Here is a 19,577-nt window from a genome sequence, read left to right as displayed (position 1 = left end):
AGGGCCTTAAAATTACGCCCTTTTTATGAATAATTGTAACCTTCTTTAGATAAAGGCAGCTTTCCAATGCTTGATTACCAAATTTCCTTTTTCAAACTAGGCTATTTCTATGCTTCCTTTGAAAACTTGTTTGGCTGGGCCGCTCAAGATGATGCGGTCAAAACTCCCGTCAGCCTGTTTTGAGAAGGATACTTCTAAGCTTCCTCCTAAGGTTTGAATCCCCACTTTGGATAAGCCTATGCGTTCCCCATAAACTAGTGCGCATGCAGTAACTCCCGTTCCGCAGGACAGGGTTTCATTTTCAACTCCCCGCTCGTAGGTACGAACATAAATTTCCTCCGTGCTGATGGGGCTTACAAAGTTCACATTCGTTCCCCTGGGACTATAGCTAGCATCGTAGCGGATTTTAGCGCCTTCTGTTACTACTGGGAACTCATGAATATCTTCAACAAACTGTACGTGGTGGGGCGAACCTGTGTTTACAAAATAGTCAGAGTCCTTTTGTTTTAGCTTTGCTACCTTACTCATTTGCAGTTCTACCCAAGCTTGTTCATTGATTGTTGCTTGATGGGGGCCATCGATGGCTAGAAAATGCGTTTCTTTACCAATCATGCCTAGGAAATGAGCAAAAGCTACAGCACAACGGGCACCGTTGCCACACATGCTTTGGCTTCCATCGGCATTGAAATAGATCATTTCAAAATCGTATGAAGGATGGTGCCGAAGTGCAATCAAGCCATCTGCACCAATTCCAAATTTTCGATCACATAAGGAACGTATCAATTCAAGATCAGTAATGGGAAATTCTTCATTTCTATCATCGATCATGACGAAATCATTCCCTGTGCCTTGATACTTGTAAAATAAAATTTCCATAAGAATTCATCCCTTTTGGGATTTCTTTCGTCTTATTCAAAAACCAATCCAAGTTTATATAGTTTTGCAAACATAACCATCTTGTCACAAAATGCGACGTATTGTCGTATTTAGGTTTTGTATTCAAGACGAATTGGTTAACTTGGAAGTATCTTTTGTTAAATAACCAGTCAAAAGAAAACCATATAACTTATGAAAAAAACAAACTATCGCGTATCCAGAAGAACATTTCTAAGCCAAAGCGGAAAAGCTACCCTGGCTTTGGGAATTGGGAGTAGCTTAGTGGGTTCTGCTTTTTTGACAGCCTGTGCAGGTGGATCTGAAGGTGGGGAATCTGCTAAATCCATTTTGAGTACGGGTTTTGAGCAAATGCCTTTGGGCTACGACTATACTGCTTTGGAACCGCATATTGATGCCATGACCATGGAAATTCACTACACCAAGCATGCAGCTGCTTATGCTAAAAATACAGTAGAGGCTGCCGGTGAAGAAGGGGTGGACATGAGCAAGCCTTTGGAAGAAGTCTTGATGAATATGTCCAAGTATTCCACCAAAATGAGAAATAATGGTGGTGGTCACTACAACCATGAATTATTCTGGAAAATCATGTCTCCTAATGGAGGCGGACAGCCAGGTGGGGACCTTGCAGAAGCCATCAATGGAGCCTTTGGAAGTTTTGAAGAATTCCAAACAAAGTTTGAAGATGCTGCTAAAGGCAGATTTGGCTCAGGTTGGGCTTGGTTAGTATTGGATAAAAATAACCTGCTTCAAATCGGTTCTACCCCAAATCAGGATAACCCTTTGATGGACATTTCCGATTTCCAGGGTATTCCATTAGTGGGGATCGATGTGTGGGAGCATGCCTACTACCTGAACTATCAGAACAGAAGACCGGATTATATCTCCGCATTCTGGAATATCATCGATTGGTCTGAAGTAGAAAAAAGATATAATACCCTCATGCAGGGTTAATGAAAAAGGCCGGCTTTCAAAGCTGGCCTTTTTTTATGATTAACTGGCTAAGAGGTCATTGACAACTACCGATGCGCAGCTACATCCAAATGCAGCGGGTAAAAATGACATGGTGCCATATGCAGACTTTTTGTAGTTTTTACCATCTGTTAGCATCAAACTTTCTTTCTTCGGTAGTTCTTCAGAAAATACAGCTTTGAACCCACTCCTGATACCCATGCGTTGTAAGTATTTGCGTACATAGCGGGCTAATTTGCAATTATAAGTTTCTTCAATAGGAGCAATCCTTATTTTAGTAGGATCGACTTTTCCTCCTGCGCCCATTGAACTCACTATTGGATAGCCTTTGTGAAGGGCACTTTGGATTAAGACCAACTTTGGTGTAATGCTATCAATACAATCCACTACGTAGTCAAACCTATTTTTTTCCAAGAGTTCGTTCATCGGTTCTGGATTTAAAAATTCTTTGATGACATGGATTTTTAAATTTGGATTGATGCTAAGCAGTCGCTCTTCCATCCATTCTGCTTTGGATTGTCCCACATTCTTTTGTGTTGCGGGTAATTGTCTGTTGCAATTGGAGATGTCTACGGTATCTCCGTCGATGATGGTCATCTCTCCTGCACCGGAGCGACAGATAAATTCAGCCGCAAATGAACCAACCCCACCGAGGCCTACCACTAATACATGTTTTTGGGCCAATTTTTCCAATCCGCTTCTCCCTACAATCAATTCGGTCCGGGACAACCATGCAAAATCATTCATACCAATGTTTTTTTGAGATAGTTTTCCAATTTGATGCTGTCAAAGCACCCAACTCTTCCAAAGAGCGGCCCAAAATTACAGAAGCCTGCTGATAAATCTCTTCAATGGCTACAGCTGAATCGTCTGTTTCGAAGAATATTTTTTCCATTGGGCATGCTTTCAGCCAGTTTTGAGCATTCGAATCAGCATACAAGAGCTGTTTGCCAAAAGAAAAATACACTGGATAATTTACTAATGACGCTGCAATTGCTGGCTTGAGGTTCCAACCATGCCAGATGATGGGGGCAGTGTCAGGATTTTTTTTCAAATAGACTTGGAGCAAATGAAGTCCTTTGACACAGTGCAAAATAATAGGTAATTCATGTGTTTTGGCTAAATCAGCCTGTGCTTGAAATGCTGCTTGCTGTATGCTTTCCGAAGGCCCTTTGATACCATCAAATCCTATTTCTCCAAGAGCAAAAGCTTGTGGTAACTTTAAATGCGACTCGATTGTCTCTAGTTGTTGCTGCCAGTTTTCATTCAGGTACCATGGATGGATGCCTATGGAAAAGGGGGATGATACGGGGTCTAAGTTAGGTAAATTATATAACCGATTGGACTGTGGGGATTGATGGGTATGGAAATCGATGAGCCTCATCTGCATTAAATTACCTCATTAAGTCCAAAATAAAATGCCCGCTGATCACCCACGGCTATGTCTAATCGAATATTCAAACCATCGGGAGTCAATCGGTATCGAAACCCAAGTCCTGCCCCAAATCGTAACTGATTTCTCGAAAAATCGCTCCAATTAGGAGCTACTTGACCGGTATGGGCAAAAGCCACCATGCCTAGATTTCTGTGTACCCGAAACCTATATTCCGCCTGTTGAACCATGGCATGTTTATCACGGAATCTCCCTTCGAAAAAACCACGCATACGCTCACTTCCTCCGATTAAGGAAATGTGTTGAAACGGAGCATCTCCCTGGGTGAAGCTCCACCAAGACTGCAAAGCTAAAACTTGTTGAGGCCTAGTAGCGATATATTTACGCAAATCCAAGGTCAATTGACTGAATTCAAACCTGCTTCCAAAAGCTGGAGAAAATTGCATCCATGCAATTCGATTAAACCAACCTTTCTCGGGTTGGAAAATATTGTCCCTTGTATCATGATTGAGTGCTAGTCCCAATCCTGAAATCAATTGCCCATCAAAGCCCAAAGGCCTATCAGTTTCCAAAATCCCATTTTCTATCCGCTTGGAAATGCGATCAGTTCTGAATTCATAACGAGGACCCAAATACACGCCTTTGAATAGCATACGTTCATAATTGATATGGAAGTAAGCATATTGGGTGGTGTAGGATTCTCCTTCACCTGAGATGGGGTTGTTGCCAATACCGAAGTATTTGAAGGGGAAATTGGATAGCTCCAGTCGGGCATTCGTATAGAATTTGTTATCATCCGCCCACCATTCCAGTTCTGTAGTAAAAATTTGTTGGTTATTCAGTGTGTATAAAAAGGTAATGGGAAGTGTGGAAGGGCGTAAATTGGGGTTTTCTTGATCCCTAAAAATTCGGAGCGCCCGTGCTCCAAGTCCTAAACTAGTTTCAGGGCTATAAACCAACGCTGGGATAACTGCCCATTTTTCACCGGAAATCAAATCTATGACCTTATCTCCAAAATCAAATGCCTGTTCAATAAGCGGTTTTTTGATTACCTCAATCGTATCAGCTACCTGCGCAAATACACCAAAGCTCAAAAAGAAAAGCCCCCAAGAAATCAGTAATAATTTCATGGGGACAAAAGTAGTTAAATAAGCCTGATAAATAGAGAAGCCTTTTTAAAACTCCACGATCAAACCTACAGTTGGTAAAATTGTACCAGCCGGATTGTCGATGAGCCTCATATTGTATCTGCTAGGATCATTTGGATTGACTTGAATACTTCCATCCGCATTTCTGACAGGGATTAAGCGTGGAGGTTGCTCCGCTAGAAAATTGTAGGCATTTTGTACATCAAAATACCAGTTCAAATTCCATTTATCAAAGAAGTATCTTTTATCGATTCGCACATCCAACTGGTGGAATGCCCTTAGTCTAAGTGCATTAATTTGATTGAAATCCAAGAGTTCCTGACCTCTTAAGTCCCATACTTCAATTAGGGAAGATGTTTCAATATCAATAGGAGTATAAGGAGTTCCTCCTAGATATCTCCAACGTGCTCCGACTTCCCAGTTCTTACCGAATCGCTTTCCGGCAGTTAAGCTGACGATAAACCGGTTGTCCCAAGCAGAAGGTACAAATCCTTCTGTGTTGGGGTTAGTAAATTCACTCCTTACCAAGGTCACTGAACCAATTCCATAAAAGTTGTTGAAGAATCGTTGCTGAGCCAAAAACTCTAAACCATAAGCTCTACCTTCGGCATCAGACCTTACTTCTTCATTTCCAATTACACCAAAATCAGCTCCTAAATTTGCTAAGGCTATCCCGTTTAGGACAGAAGATGGATAATTGTTGTAGTGTTTATAGAAAGCCTCCATACTGAATCTTCTGCTTTTAGTTGGAATGACTTTTTCTATACCAGTAATGAGTTGGGATGAACGGATAAATTGAATGTTGTTTTCTTGGTTGACCAAAATTCCCTCATTATTTCTAAATCCAAGAGCAGTGTAAGGAGGTCTTTGATAATAAATTCCCGCATTGGATGTCCAAAATAAATTAGGTTTAAATTGGTATGAAACACTCACTCTTGGGCTAATCTGATTGAGGGGATTTTGTGCTGTTTGACCAAAGTCCGAGCCATCAATTCGCACACCACCGGAGATTAATAATCGTTCATTCAGGTAGTTTTTACTACCTGAAACGAATGCACCATAACTATTAAAAAATGATTTAGCACTCACGTCTAGTATTTGACCTATCGGCGCTAAGGTTTGTCTGTCAAAGTTGCTGATGGTAAATCTTGAAAACTCATAATTCACCCCGTATTTTAAGGTAAATGAACCTTTGAAAATGGAGTTTTCAACTCTGAATTTATTCTCACTTTCTTGGGAAAGATAATCAAATAACAGGTTGTCTCTGCTCGATTCATCATTTCCTGCATATTTGAAGGAGCGGTTGTTCAACATGTTTCTACTCAAAACAAATGTCCAGAATCCATTTTCACGAAACCTTTTTAACCGTAAGCCTGTAGCATAGTTCCATTGCGTTGAAATAGGTAAGTTGTCTAATAAGAATAATCTGTTTTCACGCTCTTCAACTGTTTCGTTGCGTGGTTCATCGAAATTCAGCGAAAATAAATCTATCGCTCCAACACCTAAGAATGTCAACTCAGTTTTGTCATTTATTTTTGTGACAGTTTTGACTTGAAAATCATAGAAATCTGGTAAAAAAGGCAAGCCAATGGCTCTGAATAATAATTGCAAATAGGATCTTCTAGCTGAAATCAAATAAGTGGTTTTTTCTCCTATAGGTCCTTCATTGGAAACTGTGAACTCGCTGGCTCCGATAGTCATTTGGGTAAACATTTTGTCACTTCTTCCTTCTTTCAATTCAAAATTGAAGAAAGAACTTAGAGAGTTCATTCTATCAGCAGGAAATCCTCCCGTAATTACATCCACATTCTTAATCAAATTCACATTAAGAATTCCAACAGGTCCTCCTGAGGATCCTTGGGTTGCGAAGTGATTAATTACAGGCACTTCAATGTCATCAATGAAAAATTTATTTTCATTAGGTGCGCCTCCTCGGATAATAATGTCATTACGGAAAGCAGCTGTACTTGCCACACCTGGTAATGATTGAATTACTCTACTGATGTCTCTGTTACCACCAGGATAGCGCTCGATTTCATTGGTATTCAGTCTTCTTACAGAAATAGGTGTTTCATCAGACCTTGTAAAATCAGCGTTTACGGTAACTTCTGTCAAGTCTGAAGCCTCTTCTCTAAGTTCAAAATTCAATTGAACGGCACGTGCTCGAGTAACCTGGATTTCAAATTGGGTTTGGGACCTGTAGCCTATAAAACTAGCTCTGACATTGTACAGACCTGGCTCCAGATTAGTAAGCGAATAATTTCCATCAACATCTGTGACAGTGCCGTAGTCTGTACCTAGGATGACCACATTTGCAAATGGAATCCCTTCATTGTTTATAGGGTTAAATACACGTCCTCTGATTTCTGCTCCTTGTTGTGCAAAAATCGGGAAAGATAGGAACAAACAAATTAAAATTGTAAATGAACGTCTCATTGGTTTAGCTTAACATACATGCTAAATGCATTCCAATGAAGAATTGTTCAATCAAAAAGAGGATATTTTAGGGGAATTTAGTTAAAAGTGATCAGTGGTTATTTTCTTTCACTTTCCACAATCTCCACCAAGGAGTGCCAGGAGAGTCATGATGCTCAAAATGATAGCCAAAAAAATAGCAAGAGATAAATGCCCATAAGTGATTTTTATCTTGTGAATGGGAGTGATGCTTGTTATCAGACTCCCCTCTATGTGGGAGATAGGTTCCAAAATAAAATAGCTGCAGGGTGGAAAGTACAGCTGGCACCATCCAAAAGATAATCAAATTCTCCGTGGGGAGGAAGAGTTTTAGGATGTTGAAGGTGATGGCCATCAATAGTATCTGCCAAATATTGACATACTGACGGATAAAACTCAAATACCAGATAAAGAAATTGCCCGAAGGATGATAATCAGGATCTTTATCGGTGGCCACATAGCGGTGGTGCTCGTGATGTTTGGGGAATAATTTCCAATAGAAATTATATGAAAAAAGTATTGCCGAAATCCATCCTAAGGTGTGATTTACTTTTTTGTTGGCAGCAACAACCCCATGCATGGCATCATGGGCAGTAATAAATAAGCCTGTGTACAAATGCATCTGCAATAGGATAGCCACATACACAAGTGGATTGTCCCAAGACAACTCCCAATTCAGCAAAAAAACCAACAATGTCGCCCAAGAGATTATAATGGTAACTGCCACTATTATACCTTTGGAACCAAGGGAATCGGAAGAAATACTTGTATGATTAGCCATACTTCAAATATACGCAATTTGGCTTAGAAGGTCTCAAGCCTGTTTTTTACATCTTCCATTAGCCACATAGGCGTGGAAGTTGCCCCGCAAATACCCACACTATCATTTTCATTGAACCATGCAGGGTCTACTTGTTCGGCATTTGATACGAAGTATGTATTTGGATTTTTCTCTTTGCAGACATTGTACAATACCTTTCCATTGGAAGATTTTGTTCCGCTGACGAATACGATTTTATCAAATTTATCTGCAAAATCTCTCAATTCTTTATCGCGGTTGGACACTTGACGACAGATGGTATCATTCGTGTTTACTGTTATCCCTTTTTCACGAAGAATATCATTGATTTCATAGAATTTGTCGGTGCTTTTAGTCGTTTGGCTATACAATGTTAAGTTTTTTGGCAACGTATCCAAATCTAACTCATTGATATCCTGAAAAACAACAGCATTGTTACTGGTCTGACCTAGTAAACCGATTACCTCTGCATGCCCATGCTTCCCATAGATATAGATGGTCTCATCTTTGTCGTAAGAGTTTTTAATTCTGTTCTGCAATTTCAGTACTACAGGACAGCTTGCATCGATTAAGGTAAGGTTATTATTGATAGCCAATTCGTACGTGGAAGGGGGTTCTCCGTGCGCACGAATCAAAACTTTTTCATCTGTTAAGGTCTTAAGTTCTTCATGGTCAATGATGCGAAGACCTTTATTGGTCAGTCTATTAACTTCTTCATCATTATGGACGATATCCCCAAGACAATACAAGTAACCTTGCTCATCAAGGATTTCTTCGGCCATTTCAATTGCATAAACAACGCCAAAGCAGAAGCCGGAATGTTGGTCAATATGCACTCTCAGATTCATCATACGCTAGAAACTTTGGTTTTTTAGAAATTGTTTGACAATTCTTTTTGGATGGGACAGTTCTACGAATGTAAGTTAACTAAAGCCTAATTTCATTCCAAAATAAGTGCCCACTAATAGCGATATTTTTCGGGCATTTGGAATTCTAATCCGCTCATGCGTAATGGTTTCTGCCGGAAGCCCTTTGATTTTGTCAAAGAGTTTTTGATAATATAAATAAGCTACTTTCACTCCCAGTTTGGCACCCGTTGGCAATTGGTTGATGCCAATCAGCGCTTCATCGAAATCCTTCTGTATATCCTCTTCAATCAGTTGCTTGGCAGATTTGTCAAAGGACATGAAGTCTACACCTGGAAAATAGACCCTTCCGCGCTCTTCGTAGTCACTTTTGATATCCCTCAGGAAATTAACCTTTTGGAATGCAGCTCCTAGTTTGCATGCAGGCTCTCTTAAGCGTAAGTATTCTTGTTGGTCTCCCTCCACATATACTTTCAAACACATAAGCCCCACAACTTCCGCAGAGCCATAGATGTATTCGTTGTATTTGGAGTCGTTGTAAGTTTTAAAGTCTAGATCCATTTCCATGCTTTTCAGGAAAGCTTCAATCAAATCCAAGTCGATTTGGTACTGATTGACGATTAGCTGAAATGCATGGAGGACTGGGTTCAGGGAGATGCCTTTTGCGATGGCCTCGTACGTATCTTTTTTGAAGTCGGCCAATAACGCTTTTTTATCTTGGTCATGAAAGGTATCCACAATCTCATCTGCATACCTGACAAAGCCATAAATGGCATAAATGGGAAGATGAAACTTCTTGTCGAGTGTTTTGATGCCCAAAGTAAAGCTTGTGCTGTACCGCTGGGTAATCAGTTTGCTACACTCGAAAGTAGTGTCATCGTAGAGTTTTTTTGCATCCATACCCATAATATACCAATTAGTTTATAATTTGTTTTCCTTCATCACCTCTTTTGATACTACATGTCCTGAAATAAGTGTTGGAGGCACTCCAGGACCTGGTACAGTTAACTGACCTGTGTAGTACAAATTTCGCACTTTTTTATTTTTAAGTGAAGGCTTCAAGATAGCTGTTTGAAATAAAGTATTGGCTAATCCGTAGGCATTTCCTTTAAATGCATTGTAATCTTTTTTGAAATCACTGTGTGCATAGGAGCGTTTGTAGACAATATGACTGCGAATCTCCTGACCCGTTAATTTCTCTAATCTGTCCATCACAATGTTGAAGTATTTCTCTCGGATGTCCTCCTCATCATTCAAATCCGGAGCCAAAGGTATAAGAATCACCAAATTCTCTTTTCCTTCAGGTGCTACGCTAGGGTCTGTCTTAGATGCTGCAGAAAGATAGAACAATGGTCGCTCAGGCCATCTAGGGTTAGTGTAGATAGCATCAGCATGCGGGCCCATTTGTTCATCAAAGAATAACATGTGATGGGTGAGATTGTCTAGTTTTTTGTCGATACCTAGGTAAAACAACAAACTAGACGGTGCCATTACACGCTTATCCCAATATTTTTCATCATAATTTCTGAATTCTGGAGCCAACAGTTTAGAGTCAACATGATGATAGTCTGCACCTGCTACTACTACGTCTGCATCAAATTTTTCCCCTGATTTTAAGACTACATCAGTAGCTATTCCGTTTTTCACATTGATATGAGAAACATCGGCTCCTAAGTGAATCTTTACACCTTTTTCCTCTGCAAGAGTGACCATTCCTTTGATAATTTCATGCATACCTCCCATAGGATACCAAGTCCCCAGTTTGATATCAGCATAATTCATCAAGCTGTAGAGTGCTGGTATGTTTTCAGCTGTTTCACCAAGGAAGATTACAGGAAACTCCATTAAACGTATGATTTCTTCGTTTTTGAAGAATTTGCGCACATGCTTCGCCATGGATTGGAACACATCCATACGGATGATATCCACCAATAAACCCGGACTGGTAAATTCAAAAAGCGATCTGCTAGGTCTATATACGAGGTCCTGAATGCCTACTTTATATTTGTAAGCAGCCTGGTCCATAAATTCATCAAACTTAGGACCTACCCCAGGCTCCATACTTTCCAGTAAACCTCGGAATTTTTGAAGGTCGGCCGGGATAGGAATGAATTTGTTTTCTCCAAAAACAACAGTGTAAGAAGGGTCTAAGCGTAGTAGGTTGTAATAATCCGATGGCTTTTTCCCAAAGTGGCCAAAGTAATTATCAAAAACATCTGGCATCCAATACCAGCTAGGCCCCATATCAAAAACAAAACCCTCGGCTTCGAACTTTCTCGCTCTCCCACCGGGGGTATCATTTTTCTCCAGAAGCGTAACTTGATATCCGTTGTGCGCCAAATGTGTAGCGGTAGATAAGCCTGCAAATCCAGCACCTATCACCACAACATTTTTTTTAGGCATCATATCAGTTCTTGTGTTGATACACGTGTAAATCTTCTTTTAGTAGTTTTCTAGCAATATGGATTCTATTTTTAACAGTTCCTATTGGAATGTTTAGTTTTTCTGCAATTTCATGATATTTGAATCCTTTGTAATGCATCATGAAAGGGACTTTATACACATCATCTAATTTTTCGATAGCGCTGTAGATGTCGTCCATTGTAAAATCACCGTAAGCACCATTTTCTACCAATGTATCTCCTGAATTAAGATAGTGCAAATTGTCAGTGGTATCGACAAATGTACCCCTTCTGACCATTCTTTGATAGTTGGTGATGAAGGTATTTTTCATGATAGTGTACAACCATGCTTTTAGATTAGTACCTTCTGTAAACTTATCCTTATTTGTAAAAGCTTTTACCATGGTGTCCTGAAGCAAATCATTAGCATCATCTGCATCTCTTGTAAGTTTGAGTGCAAAAGGTTTCAAGGAACTTGATAATTTGTTTAACGAGTAACTGAATTCTAGAGTTGTCATGGCTTCTATCATTTTGTTTAACCAAATGTAGTAAAACTTAAACAACTTACAAATATTTTGTCTAATTATTTTTTCAAATTCTTAAACAAAATTAAGATTATGGACCTGTATGGGTCTAAAAATGTCAGTTTATACACGTTTTGGGGCAGTTTAAAACAAAAAAAGGCAGATTCGTAAAAATCTGCCTTGTTGAACATTTTGTCGAATATACTCAACTATTTCTCTTGAAGAACCTCGTTGATTTCGGATAAATATTCCTTTAGACTTCTCAAGTAATACAAGGGAGTTACGTTTTTAGCAAACTTGAAGTCTTGTCCTACGATCTGATACCCTGAAACAATGATTTTAGCATCGGCAAAATTTTCTGCCAGATGATCCATGTAGTCCTGAACAAACTCAGATGATGGTGATGTCGTAATTACTGTCATTAAGAAATCTGGTTTGTGCAGATTGTAGACTGAAACCAAATCAGCACTTGGGGTACTTTGACCAAGGTAAATTACTTTATGACCGCTGAGTTTGATTAAATACGCAGCAAATAGTATGGAAATTTCGTGTAGTTCGCCTTCGGGAAGAAATAACAAGAATTTTTTACCTCCTCCTTTATATAACTGCCCATCGATAGCCACAATAAGTTTCTGTCGCACCAAATTACTCATGAAATGTTCTTGTGCGGGATTAATTGCGCCTGTTTGCCACAAAACACCGATTTTGGACATAAATGGGTAGATGATGGTCATCATGGTCTGTTCAAAACCAAGCTTGAGGATGTTAGTGGATAGGATTTTATCAAATCTCTCTTCATCCATTTCAATCATGCTGAGTGTCAATGCGTGGATTTGATCGTCGTGCGTAAGTGTACGATCTGTGAGTTTCATTACTTCATCCCGCATTTCTGCATCAGACATGTTCGCTATTTTGCTGATCTTGTAACCATTATCATTTAAAAGGGCAACATTAAGAATCAACTTCAGGTCGTCATCGTCATAGTATCGGATATTGGTATCCGTTCGCTTTGGCAGCAAAAGATTGTACCGTTGTTCCCATACGCGCAAGGTATGGGCTTTAATACCAGAAAGCTGTTCAAGATCTTTGATAGAATAGGTACTCACGTTAGTTACCTTTAAAGTATTTCTTTGGAACTATAAATAAACCGAAGGATACCGCGTCATCTTTTTTATTAGTCGCATGATGCGCTTGATGTGCCTTGAATATTCCAAGAAGCCATTTGCTCTTGGGTCTATCAAACCACTTGAACCTTCTATGCACCAGTACATCATGGATGAAGAAATAACTCATCCCATAAATACTGATACCAACACCCATCCAGAATCGGTAATCCAATTCTCCAACTCCCAAAAAAATCAGAACAATGGCCACCGAGCCAAAGATGAAGGAAAAGAGGTCATTTAGCTCAAAGAAAGACTTGGAAGGCTCATGATGCGTCTTATGAATAGACCATAAAGGTCCATGCATAATGTACTTGTGGATGAACCAACCTGCCAATTCCATGGACAAAAAACCTAAAATTGTAAATATTACAGCATACATTACAGTCATAACTTGGAAATAATTAGATTGTTCAAATATCTCAAAGTATAAAATTCAGTACCGCAAAGAAAATAATCAGATGGACCAGTAAGTAACTTGCCAAAGCGTTATCTTTCTTAAATGGTGCATAATGGTAAATTAGTTGAATCAAAAAAGATACACCAATCCAACCTAAATAGTTGGATAGGGGTATAATGCCTCCCTCCCAAGTCCAAAAGTCCAGAGCAATTGCCACTGGTTCGATCAAATAATCAATTCCAGTCATCACCAAAGCACCCGCCAAGGAAGCCAAGATCTTATTGGAAATAACTCTCCTTAGAAGTTCTCCACTTGTATAAATCAACAAAAACCAATTGACTCCAATCATTAAAGGTACTTCCCAAAGCTTCAGTCCTAATACAGGGCCATATATATAGTTGCCAAATGGAAACCCTGTATGGACACCAGACACTTCAGATAGAAACCCAATTCCAAATGCTGCTACTGCAAAACCGATAAATGCTTTACTCCAATCTGAATGGAATAATAAAAGTATCCCCAGACTGAATAATAAGTGCAGGGGAGTCAATGCCTGAAATATGGGACGGACAGCGGGAATACTCATGCCCACTATTCCCACTATATATACAATGGATAGTACGAGTTTGACAAGCGATTGCCTTTGTCTGATGGTATCGAGCATAGTAAGTTTATCGGTAAGCGTACTAGTAGACATGGTTGTTGAGTTATTTTTCCCTGACAATTAACAAGACTACCCTATATTTGTTGACGTATTTAGTATATTAACTCATTCAACGCGTAAAAATATGTATTTATATAATGTGACCGTCAATGTAGAGAAAGAAATGGAAGAAGAGTGGTTGGACTGGATGAAGGCTGTCCATATCCCCGATGTCTTGGCCACAGGGATGTTTGTTGAAAACAAGCTGTTCAAAATCATGCATGACTCTGAGGATGGTAGTCTAAATTATTCGGTGCAATACTTCGCAGAAAGCATGGACCATATCATGAATTACCAACAGAATTTTGCTCCCAAACTTCAGGCTGAAACCCAAAAGAAGTATGGGGATCGACTGGTTATATTCAGAACCTTGTTAAAGCTTGTTTAATAGATCCTTGAAATAAACGAAAGCTTGGTATCTTTTTGAAGAATGTTCTTAAAGACACCAAGCTAGTTTTTTTAATGAACCAAATGGATCATTAATTTATTTGGTCGGTTTGTAAGCGTCGCGATACTTGCTCCAGATCTCATAAATTGGATTCCCGGTAGAGCTCAAGCCTGAGTGATGCCATTCGTTATCCTTTACTTCAAAGTCAAAACTCAAAGAAGCTCCTACTCTGCTGTCATCTCTTGAGAAAAAGGTAATGTTTTCGATGTATTTTCCATTCTCAGCCGTATATGTTCCCCCACCTGTACCCATAAATTCCTTGGTAGCAGAGTTGAAAGCAATCCATTGAAACCTTCCTCCGGACAAAATCTTGACAGTTCTTCTATCTCCTGGGGTACTTCTGCGAATTTCGCCATCCGCTTGTCTTCCTGTAAATACCCAGTTGGCAGTCAATGCATCCTTACGACTACCCACTTTCTGCCAAGTTTCTTGTACCGGCTGACCGTCCACTGTTTTGTTCAGCACTAGTTGGTCCCCTTTTAATTCGAAGGTATAGGTCAAAGCGGTACCGACAAGTTCAGGGTCTAATGTATAGAAATCAAGAGATTCTGTATATTGATTTCCCTCTACTTTAATGTCTCCACCTCCTGCACCTAGAAATTTGTTGCCATCCATTAATTTGGCTCCAAAGGCAAAATAACCATCCTGAATCAGTTTAATGTATTCAGCATTGGTGATTTCTTGTCCATTTTGATGGGTCAATTTCCAGGCTCCTTCGATGCTTTGAGCTACTAGGATGGAACCTAGAAATAGAAACGGTAGTATCAATAGCTTTTTCATACAGAGTAGTTTGATAGATGTTTAAATACTAAATTAGAGGTTAATTTATGCTTATGAAAACATATTTCCTTGGACGGAGCAAAGAAGAGGTTCACAGCTTCCTTCCCAATCAACGGGTAAAAAAAATTAAAGTTGGAGAAATGCACTTGGGAATTGTACGGATGGAAGAGGAGGTTTTTGCATTTGAAATACAGTGCCCCCATAGAAAAGCAGACCTTACACAAGGCCGTGTCACACATTTAAAAGAAGTAGTCTGTCCGTTACACGAGTATAGATTCGACCTCCAATCTGGAGAAGTAAAAGCAGGATCCTGTCCTGATTTGAAGGTATATCCCTGTCGTTTGTTGGATAGCGGTTTGGAAATTGACGTTCCACAAAATTGAGTTTAAGTTCAACTGCTCCACGCAACTCCCTCATGAGATTCTTACATTTACATACAAATCTCTAAAAGCAAAAAAGTTCACCAATGACACGATGGTCATCTTACTCTTGATTCTTGATTCTTGCCTCTTGTCTCTTGCTTCTTTCAATAAAGTCTATTTCCATTCGGTACCGGTTTATCTACGCTCATTAGAACCACATGGCCTTCTTCATTATTCACTCCCGTAACAAGTACCTCTGACATAAAATCTGCGATTTGTTTCGGAGGAAAATTGCATACGCATAATACTTGCCGACCAATCAGGTCCTTAGGATGGTAAACTTGCGTGATTTGTGCAGAAGATTTTTTAATTCCAAGTTCGCCTAAATTAATCCATAATTTAAATGATGGTTTTTTGGCTTTTTCGAAGATTTCACACCGCTCGATTGTACCGACACGGAGCTCAATTCTTTGAAAATCACTATAGTCAATCGTTTGCATTCTATAATATATTTTTATACTTTTGGAAACCTTACATCAAGATAGGTGTTAAAAGATTGTATAAGCCATCAATCATATGAACTCTCTTAATAAAATCGAATTTAAATATTTCTTAGCATTATCCAGCTTGGTTTTTTTCGGTTTTTTAGTTTCCGGTAATGCCCAAGCCCAAAGTGATAAAGATAGAAATATGCCGGATGTTCCAAGGACTGCTGATGTGGTCAATTTTGAAGCCTCGGATGCTTCTTATATGGAGTCTAGAGATATGGTAGGTGTGAAACCTGCCCCAGCAAGGCCGGTTCAAAGTCCTGCAGTTCCAGCTCAGCGGAAAGAAAACCCTTTGTTTAAGCAGGGGAGTGATAAAGAGCAAGTGAAAAAAGAAAGTATGTCTACCTTATCCTTCAATTTATTTTTATACATCGTAGACAAATTCAGAGAAGATTAAATGCAAATACCAATAAACCCAAAAAAAGAGGCTAATGGCCTCTTTTTTTTATGGTAGTACATTCATTTTGGATAGTAGATCCCAAATAACAATCCCCATAGAAACAGAAATATTGAGTGAATGCTTTGTTCCTAATTGAGGGATTTCGATTATGTTATCCGAGGCTTTGATGACGGCTTCTTCTACGCCAAATACTTCATTTCCAAAAACCAGGGCGTACTTTTCCGACTTATTGACCTCAAATTGATGGAGGGGAATAGATTTATCCACCTGCTCTACTGAGCAAATGGTATAGCCTGACGCCTTCAATTCCTTGATTGCCTGAAGGGTAGTTTCTACATAAGACCATGCAACAGATTCTGTGGCTCCCAGTGCGGTTTTTTGGATTTCCCGATGTGGAGGAGTGCCAGTAATGCCACACAAATAAATTTTTTCAACCAAAAAAGCATCGGATGTTCGGAATGCTGACCCCACGTTGTTGAGGCTTCTGACATTGTCCAAAATAATCACTAGAGGAATCTTTTCTACCTTTTTAAACTCCTCTACACTGAGTCGGTTGAGTTCATCCATGCTTAATTTTTTCATGTGTTTTTGTTTAGGCTGATGATATGCGTTAATTTCAGGCTTTATTCCAGTTCAAAAATAGCAGAAAGATTTTAATCAGGTTGAAATGGCCAAAGCAAAGGACGCAAAAGAAACCCCATTGATGAAGCAGTACAATACCATTAAGGCAAAGCATCCCGGAGCATTATTGCTTTTTAGGGTAGGGGATTTCTATGAGACATTCGGAGAAGACGCAATTGTTGCGAGCAAGGTATTGGATATCGTCCTGACCAAAAGGGCCAATGGTGCCGCTGCTCATATTGAATTGGCTGGATTCCCACACCATTCCTTGGATAGCTATTTGCCCAAATTGGTTCGTGCCGGTAACAGAGTGGCTATTTGCGATCAATTGGAGGACCCCAAGGAAGTAAAAGGAATCGTCAAAAGAGGAGTGACTGAACTCGTGACACCGGGACTTTCCTTTAATGATAATGTCCTCGATAAGCGGAAAAACAACTATTTAGCCTCTATTGCTTTTTCAAAGGATCTTTTTGGGATTGCTTTTTTGGGCCTATCGACTGGTGAGTTTATGGTGGCCGAAGGCAATGAGGCCTACGTAGAAAAATTGATACAGTCTTTTGCCCCTTCAGAAGTGATTTACTCGAAAGCTTTCAAGCAAAAAGCTCAGGAGATGCTTAAAGAAAACTTCTCAACCTTTCACTGTGAGGACTGGGTCTATCAGTACGATTACACCTATGAAAAACTAACCAATCACTTCGAAACCACTTCATTGAAAGGTTTTGGAATAGAGAATCTTTCGCAAGGAATTATTGCTGCGGGAGCGATCTTATATTATTTGGAAGAAACAGAGCATAAGGAGGTCAAACACATTGCTTCCATAGCACGCATAGCAGAGGAAAAATATGTGTGGCTGGATAAATTTACAGTCCGCAATTTAGAGTTGGTGTATTCACCACAAGATGGTGGTATTCCATTGATCACTATTTTAGATCAGACCATCACGCCCATGGGGTCTCGAATGATGCGTAAATGGCTTGTACTTCCCTTAAAAGAAAAGGAGCCGATTGAAGAGCGTTTACGTATCGTGGATTACTTTTATCAGCATGGGGAAGTAGTGGATGATATTCTGCAATATTTGAAGCAAATCGGAGATTTGGAGCGATTGATTTCCAAAGTCGCTGTGGCTAGGATCAATCCTCGGGAGATGAATCAGTTGAAAAAGGCGCTGAAAAACACCTTACCTGTCAAAGAAATACTGAAAAATTCCGCGAATGATTCTTTGAAAAAGTTAGCTGATCAACTTCATAGTTGCGAATTTTTATTGGATAAAATCGAACGGGAATTGATGGAGGATGCTCCTATGTTGGTGCATCAAGGAAATATAATCAAATCCGGCGTGGATGCGGAGTTGGATGAGTACAGGGGCCTTGCCAATCAAGGAAAGGACTATTTGGTGGCATTGCAGCAGCGAGAAACCCAGCGCACCGGGATATCTTCTTTGAAGGTTGCCTATAATAAGGTGTTTGGATACTATCTAGAGGTCACTAATGCTCATAAAGACAAAGTTCCTCAAGAGTGGATACGTAAGCAGACCCTTGTCAATGCAGAACGTTATATCACTCCGGAACTGAAGGAGTATGAAGAAAAAATCCTGAATGCAGAAGATCGGATGATTGCCATAGAGCAAAAGTATTTTGCTGAATTAGTGCAGGATGCCTCTGAATATGTGGTCAATATTCAGCAAAATGCACGGATTTTAGCCACTGTTGATTGTCTACTTTCTTTTGCTACCGTGGCACGTACAAATAATTATGTGATGCCAAAAATTTCAGATACAGATACCCTGGAAATTAAAGACGGTAGGCATCCAGTTATTGAGCGGCAATTGCCAGTGGGCGAGGCTTACATTCCTAATGATATATACTTAGATAATGACTCCCAACAGATCATCATCATTACAGGTCCTAATATGGCCGGTAAGTCTGCCTTACTCAGACAAGCGGCTTTGATCGTATTGATGGCTCAAATGGGAAGTTTTGTACCTGCAAGTTATGCCCGGATTGGAATTATTGACAAGGTGTTTACCCGTGTGGGTGCCTCTGATAACCTTTCCAAAGGGGAGTCTACCTTTATGGTTGAAATGACGGAAACAGCCAGCATTTTGAATAACCTTTCGGATAGAAGTTTGGTTTTAATGGATGAAATAGGCCGTGGGACCTCTACCTATGATGGGATTAGTATTGCTTGGTCTATTGTGGAGTACTTACACAATCATCCAAAATACAGAGCCAAAACGCTGTTTGCTACCCACTATCATGAATTGAACCAATTGGCTAGTGACTTTCCGAAGATCAAAAACTTCAATGTATCTGTGAAAGAGGTGGGGAACAAAGTCATCTTTATGAGGAAATTAAAAGAAGGTGGTAGTGAACATAGTTTTGGTATACATGTAGCTCAAATGGCAGGTATGCCTAATCCGGTAGTGCTGCGTGCATCGGAGATAATGGCACACTTGGAAAAGGACAAGGCCATGCATCATGCTGCAGATAAAATGAAAGATGTTCCCAAAAACAATTATCAATTGAGCTTGTTTGAAATTGACCCCAAGTTTAAAGAGGCTCAGGAAATCATCCAAGCGATTGATATCAATACGATTTCACCTATTGAGGCCCTTTTAAAATTAAATGAAATCAAGAAAAAACTTGACTAAATGAGCAATTTATTCTTTTTAATTTCTTAGATTTAGTTTTTGAACATTTT

21 protein-coding genes are annotated in these 19,577 nt (G+C 39.6%); 5 read left to right on the top strand and 16 right to left on the bottom strand.

The window, feature by feature from the left end:
- Positions 1–96: 96 nt before the first annotated feature.
- The gene (gene dapF / locus IE080_RS15200) at positions 97–876 is read right to left on the bottom strand and encodes a diaminopimelate epimerase (RefSeq protein WP_189584492.1); all 780 of its coding nucleotides are present in this window, start codon (positions 874–876) and stop codon (positions 97–99) included.
- Between the two features lie 192 nt (positions 877–1,068).
- On the opposite strand from dapF, the gene IE080_RS15195 reads away from it, so the two are divergent.
- On the top strand, positions 1,069–1,848 hold the full coding sequence (locus IE080_RS15195) for a superoxide dismutase (protein WP_308428176.1): 780 nt from the start codon (positions 1,069–1,071) through the stop codon (positions 1,846–1,848).
- A 39-nt stretch (positions 1,849–1,887) separates the two neighbouring features.
- Here IE080_RS15195 and IE080_RS15190 read toward each other — a convergent pair whose 3' ends face one another.
- The 12 genes from IE080_RS15190 to IE080_RS15135 form a co-directional block, all read right to left on the bottom strand.
- Entirely contained in the window at positions 1,888–2,613 is a 726-nt protein-coding gene (locus tag IE080_RS15190) for a tRNA threonylcarbamoyladenosine dehydratase (RefSeq protein ID WP_189584489.1), read from the bottom strand.
- Positions 2,606–3,250, bottom strand: coding sequence for a TatD family hydrolase (locus IE080_RS15185; protein WP_189584486.1), 645 nt, complete (start codon positions 3,248–3,250; stop codon positions 2,606–2,608). The genes IE080_RS15190 and IE080_RS15185 overlap by 8 nt, the downstream gene beginning before the upstream one ends.
- A 5-nt stretch (positions 3,251–3,255) precedes the next feature.
- A complete protein-coding gene (locus IE080_RS15180; protein ID WP_189584483.1) occupies positions 3,256–4,389 on the bottom strand; it encodes a BamA/TamA family outer membrane protein in 1,134 nt (377 codons plus the stop codon).
- Between the two features lie 45 nt (positions 4,390–4,434).
- Positions 4,435–6,843, bottom strand: coding sequence for a TonB-dependent receptor (locus tag IE080_RS15175; RefSeq protein ID WP_189584480.1), 2,409 nt, complete (start codon positions 6,841–6,843; stop codon positions 4,435–4,437).
- A gap of 91 nt (positions 6,844–6,934) precedes the next feature.
- Positions 6,935–7,642 (bottom strand): fatty acid desaturase, encoded by a 708-nt coding sequence (locus IE080_RS15170; protein ID WP_189584477.1) that lies wholly within the window; start codon positions 7,640–7,642, stop codon positions 6,935–6,937.
- Between the two features lie 23 nt (positions 7,643–7,665).
- The gene (locus IE080_RS15165; RefSeq protein ID WP_189584474.1) at positions 7,666–8,511 is read right to left on the bottom strand and encodes a 4-hydroxy-3-methylbut-2-enyl diphosphate reductase; all 846 of its coding nucleotides are present in this window, start codon (positions 8,509–8,511) and stop codon (positions 7,666–7,668) included.
- Between the two features lie 72 nt (positions 8,512–8,583).
- A complete protein-coding gene (locus tag IE080_RS15160; RefSeq protein WP_189584588.1) occupies positions 8,584–9,426 on the bottom strand; it encodes a phytoene/squalene synthase family protein in 843 nt (280 codons plus the stop codon).
- 21 nt (positions 9,427–9,447) lie between these two features.
- Positions 9,448–10,929: a bifunctional phytoene desaturase/3,4-desaturase gene (crtID, locus tag IE080_RS15155; RefSeq protein WP_189584586.1), complete on the bottom strand. Its 1,482-nt coding sequence runs from the start codon at positions 10,927–10,929 to the stop codon at positions 9,448–9,450.
- A gap of 4 nt (positions 10,930–10,933) precedes the next feature.
- Positions 10,934–11,446: an RNA polymerase sigma factor gene (locus IE080_RS15150; protein WP_189584471.1), complete on the bottom strand. Its 513-nt coding sequence runs from the start codon at positions 11,444–11,446 to the stop codon at positions 10,934–10,936.
- A gap of 215 nt (positions 11,447–11,661) precedes the next feature.
- Complete coding sequence (locus IE080_RS15145) at positions 11,662–12,558, bottom strand: MerR family transcriptional regulator (protein ID WP_189584468.1); 897 nt, start codon at positions 12,556–12,558, stop codon at positions 11,662–11,664.
- Position 12,559: 1 nt separating this feature from the next.
- A complete protein-coding gene (locus tag IE080_RS15140; RefSeq protein WP_229800670.1) occupies positions 12,560–13,006 on the bottom strand; it encodes a sterol desaturase family protein in 447 nt (148 codons plus the stop codon).
- A gap of 31 nt (positions 13,007–13,037) precedes the next feature.
- Positions 13,038–13,712, bottom strand: a complete 675-nt coding sequence (locus IE080_RS15135; RefSeq protein ID WP_189584465.1) for a carotenoid biosynthesis protein — start codon at positions 13,710–13,712, stop codon at positions 13,038–13,040.
- Between the two features lie 91 nt (positions 13,713–13,803).
- On the opposite strand from IE080_RS15135, the gene IE080_RS15130 reads away from it, so the two are divergent.
- Complete coding sequence (locus IE080_RS15130; protein WP_189584462.1) at positions 13,804–14,106, top strand: DUF4286 family protein; 303 nt, start codon at positions 13,804–13,806, stop codon at positions 14,104–14,106.
- A 96-nt stretch (positions 14,107–14,202) separates the two neighbouring features.
- On the opposite strand, the gene IE080_RS15125 is transcribed toward IE080_RS15130, so the two are convergent.
- Positions 14,203–14,946: a hypothetical protein gene (locus IE080_RS15125; RefSeq protein WP_189584459.1), complete on the bottom strand. Its 744-nt coding sequence runs from the start codon at positions 14,944–14,946 to the stop codon at positions 14,203–14,205.
- Between the two features lie 53 nt (positions 14,947–14,999).
- Here IE080_RS15125 and IE080_RS15120 point away from each other — a divergent pair, with 53 nt between their 5' ends.
- On the top strand, positions 15,000–15,329 hold the full coding sequence (locus IE080_RS15120; RefSeq protein ID WP_189584456.1) for a Rieske (2Fe-2S) protein: 330 nt from the start codon (positions 15,000–15,002) through the stop codon (positions 15,327–15,329).
- A 143-nt stretch (positions 15,330–15,472) separates the two neighbouring features.
- Here the strand turns inward: IE080_RS15120 and IE080_RS15115 are convergent, their stop codons facing one another.
- Positions 15,473–15,808: a tRNA-binding protein gene (locus IE080_RS15115; protein WP_189584453.1), complete on the bottom strand. Its 336-nt coding sequence runs from the start codon at positions 15,806–15,808 to the stop codon at positions 15,473–15,475.
- Between the two features lie 76 nt (positions 15,809–15,884).
- Between IE080_RS15115 and IE080_RS15110 the strand changes: the two genes are divergently transcribed.
- Entirely contained in the window at positions 15,885–16,253 is a 369-nt protein-coding gene (locus tag IE080_RS15110) for a hypothetical protein (protein WP_189584450.1), read from the top strand.
- 48 nt (positions 16,254–16,301) lie between these two features.
- Here the strand turns inward: IE080_RS15110 and IE080_RS15105 are convergent, their stop codons facing one another.
- Positions 16,302–16,838, bottom strand: a complete 537-nt coding sequence (locus IE080_RS15105; protein WP_229800669.1) for an RNA methyltransferase — start codon at positions 16,836–16,838, stop codon at positions 16,302–16,304.
- An 85-nt stretch (positions 16,839–16,923) separates the two neighbouring features.
- On the opposite strand from IE080_RS15105, the gene mutS reads away from it, so the two are divergent.
- Entirely contained in the window at positions 16,924–19,527 is a 2,604-nt protein-coding gene (gene mutS, locus IE080_RS15100) for a DNA mismatch repair protein MutS (protein ID WP_189584447.1), read from the top strand.
- Positions 19,528–19,577: the final 50 nt, after the last annotated feature.

It is taken from the genome of Mongoliitalea lutea (assembly GCF_014652135.1).
GTDB classification, from domain to species: domain Bacteria; phylum Bacteroidota; class Bacteroidia; order Cytophagales; family Cyclobacteriaceae; genus Mongoliitalea; species Mongoliitalea lutea.
The sequence above is the reverse complement of the archived record's forward strand: the minus strand, read 5'-3'. Positions and strand labels throughout refer to the sequence as shown.

Bases quoted from the DNA above. Each gene is read 5' to 3' on its own strand.
- dapF (WP_189584492.1), bottom strand. From the start codon at position 876: ATGGAAATTTTATTTTACAAGTATCAAGGCACAGGGAATGATTTCGTC.
- IE080_RS15195 (WP_308428176.1), top strand. From the start codon at position 1,069: ATGAAAAAAACAAACTATCGCGTATCCAGAAGAACATTTCTAAGCCAA.
- IE080_RS15190 (WP_189584489.1), bottom strand. From the start codon at position 2,613: ATGAATGATTTTGCATGGTTGTCCCGGACCGAATTGATTGTAGGGAGA.
- IE080_RS15185 (WP_189584486.1), bottom strand. From the start codon at position 3,250: ATGAGGCTCATCGATTTCCATACCCATCAATCCCCACAGTCCAATCGG.
- IE080_RS15180 (WP_189584483.1), bottom strand. From the start codon at position 4,389: ATGAAATTATTACTGATTTCTTGGGGGCTTTTCTTTTTGAGCTTTGGT.
- IE080_RS15175 (WP_189584480.1), bottom strand. From the start codon at position 6,843: ATGAGACGTTCATTTACAATTTTAATTTGTTTGTTCCTATCTTTCCCG.
- IE080_RS15170 (WP_189584477.1), bottom strand. From the start codon at position 7,642: ATGGCTAATCATACAAGTATTTCTTCCGATTCCCTTGGTTCCAAAGGT.
- IE080_RS15165 (WP_189584474.1), bottom strand. From the start codon at position 8,511: ATGATGAATCTGAGAGTGCATATTGACCAACATTCCGGCTTCTGCTTT.
- IE080_RS15160 (WP_189584588.1), bottom strand. From the start codon at position 9,426: ATGGATGCAAAAAAACTCTACGATGACACTACTTTCGAGTGTAGCAAA.
- crtID (WP_189584586.1), bottom strand. From the start codon at position 10,929: ATGCCTAAAAAAAATGTTGTGGTGATAGGTGCTGGATTTGCAGGCTTA.
- IE080_RS15150 (WP_189584471.1), bottom strand. From the start codon at position 11,446: ATGACAACTCTAGAATTCAGTTACTCGTTAAACAAATTATCAAGTTCC.
- IE080_RS15140 (WP_229800670.1), bottom strand. From the start codon at position 13,006: ATGACTGTAATGTATGCTGTAATATTTACAATTTTAGGTTTTTTGTCC.
- IE080_RS15135 (WP_189584465.1), bottom strand. From the start codon at position 13,712: ATGTCTACTAGTACGCTTACCGATAAACTTACTATGCTCGATACCATC.
- IE080_RS15130 (WP_189584462.1), top strand. From the start codon at position 13,804: ATGTATTTATATAATGTGACCGTCAATGTAGAGAAAGAAATGGAAGAA.
- IE080_RS15125 (WP_189584459.1), bottom strand. From the start codon at position 14,946: ATGAAAAAGCTATTGATACTACCGTTTCTATTTCTAGGTTCCATCCTA.
- IE080_RS15120 (WP_189584456.1), top strand. From the start codon at position 15,000: ATGAAAACATATTTCCTTGGACGGAGCAAAGAAGAGGTTCACAGCTTC.
- IE080_RS15115 (WP_189584453.1), bottom strand. From the start codon at position 15,808: ATGCAAACGATTGACTATAGTGATTTTCAAAGAATTGAGCTCCGTGTC.
- IE080_RS15110 (WP_189584450.1), top strand. From the start codon at position 15,885: ATGAACTCTCTTAATAAAATCGAATTTAAATATTTCTTAGCATTATCC.
- IE080_RS15105 (WP_229800669.1), bottom strand. From the start codon at position 16,838: ATGAAAAAATTAAGCATGGATGAACTCAACCGACTCAGTGTAGAGGAG.
- mutS (WP_189584447.1), top strand. From the start codon at position 16,924: ATGGCCAAAGCAAAGGACGCAAAAGAAACCCCATTGATGAAGCAGTAC.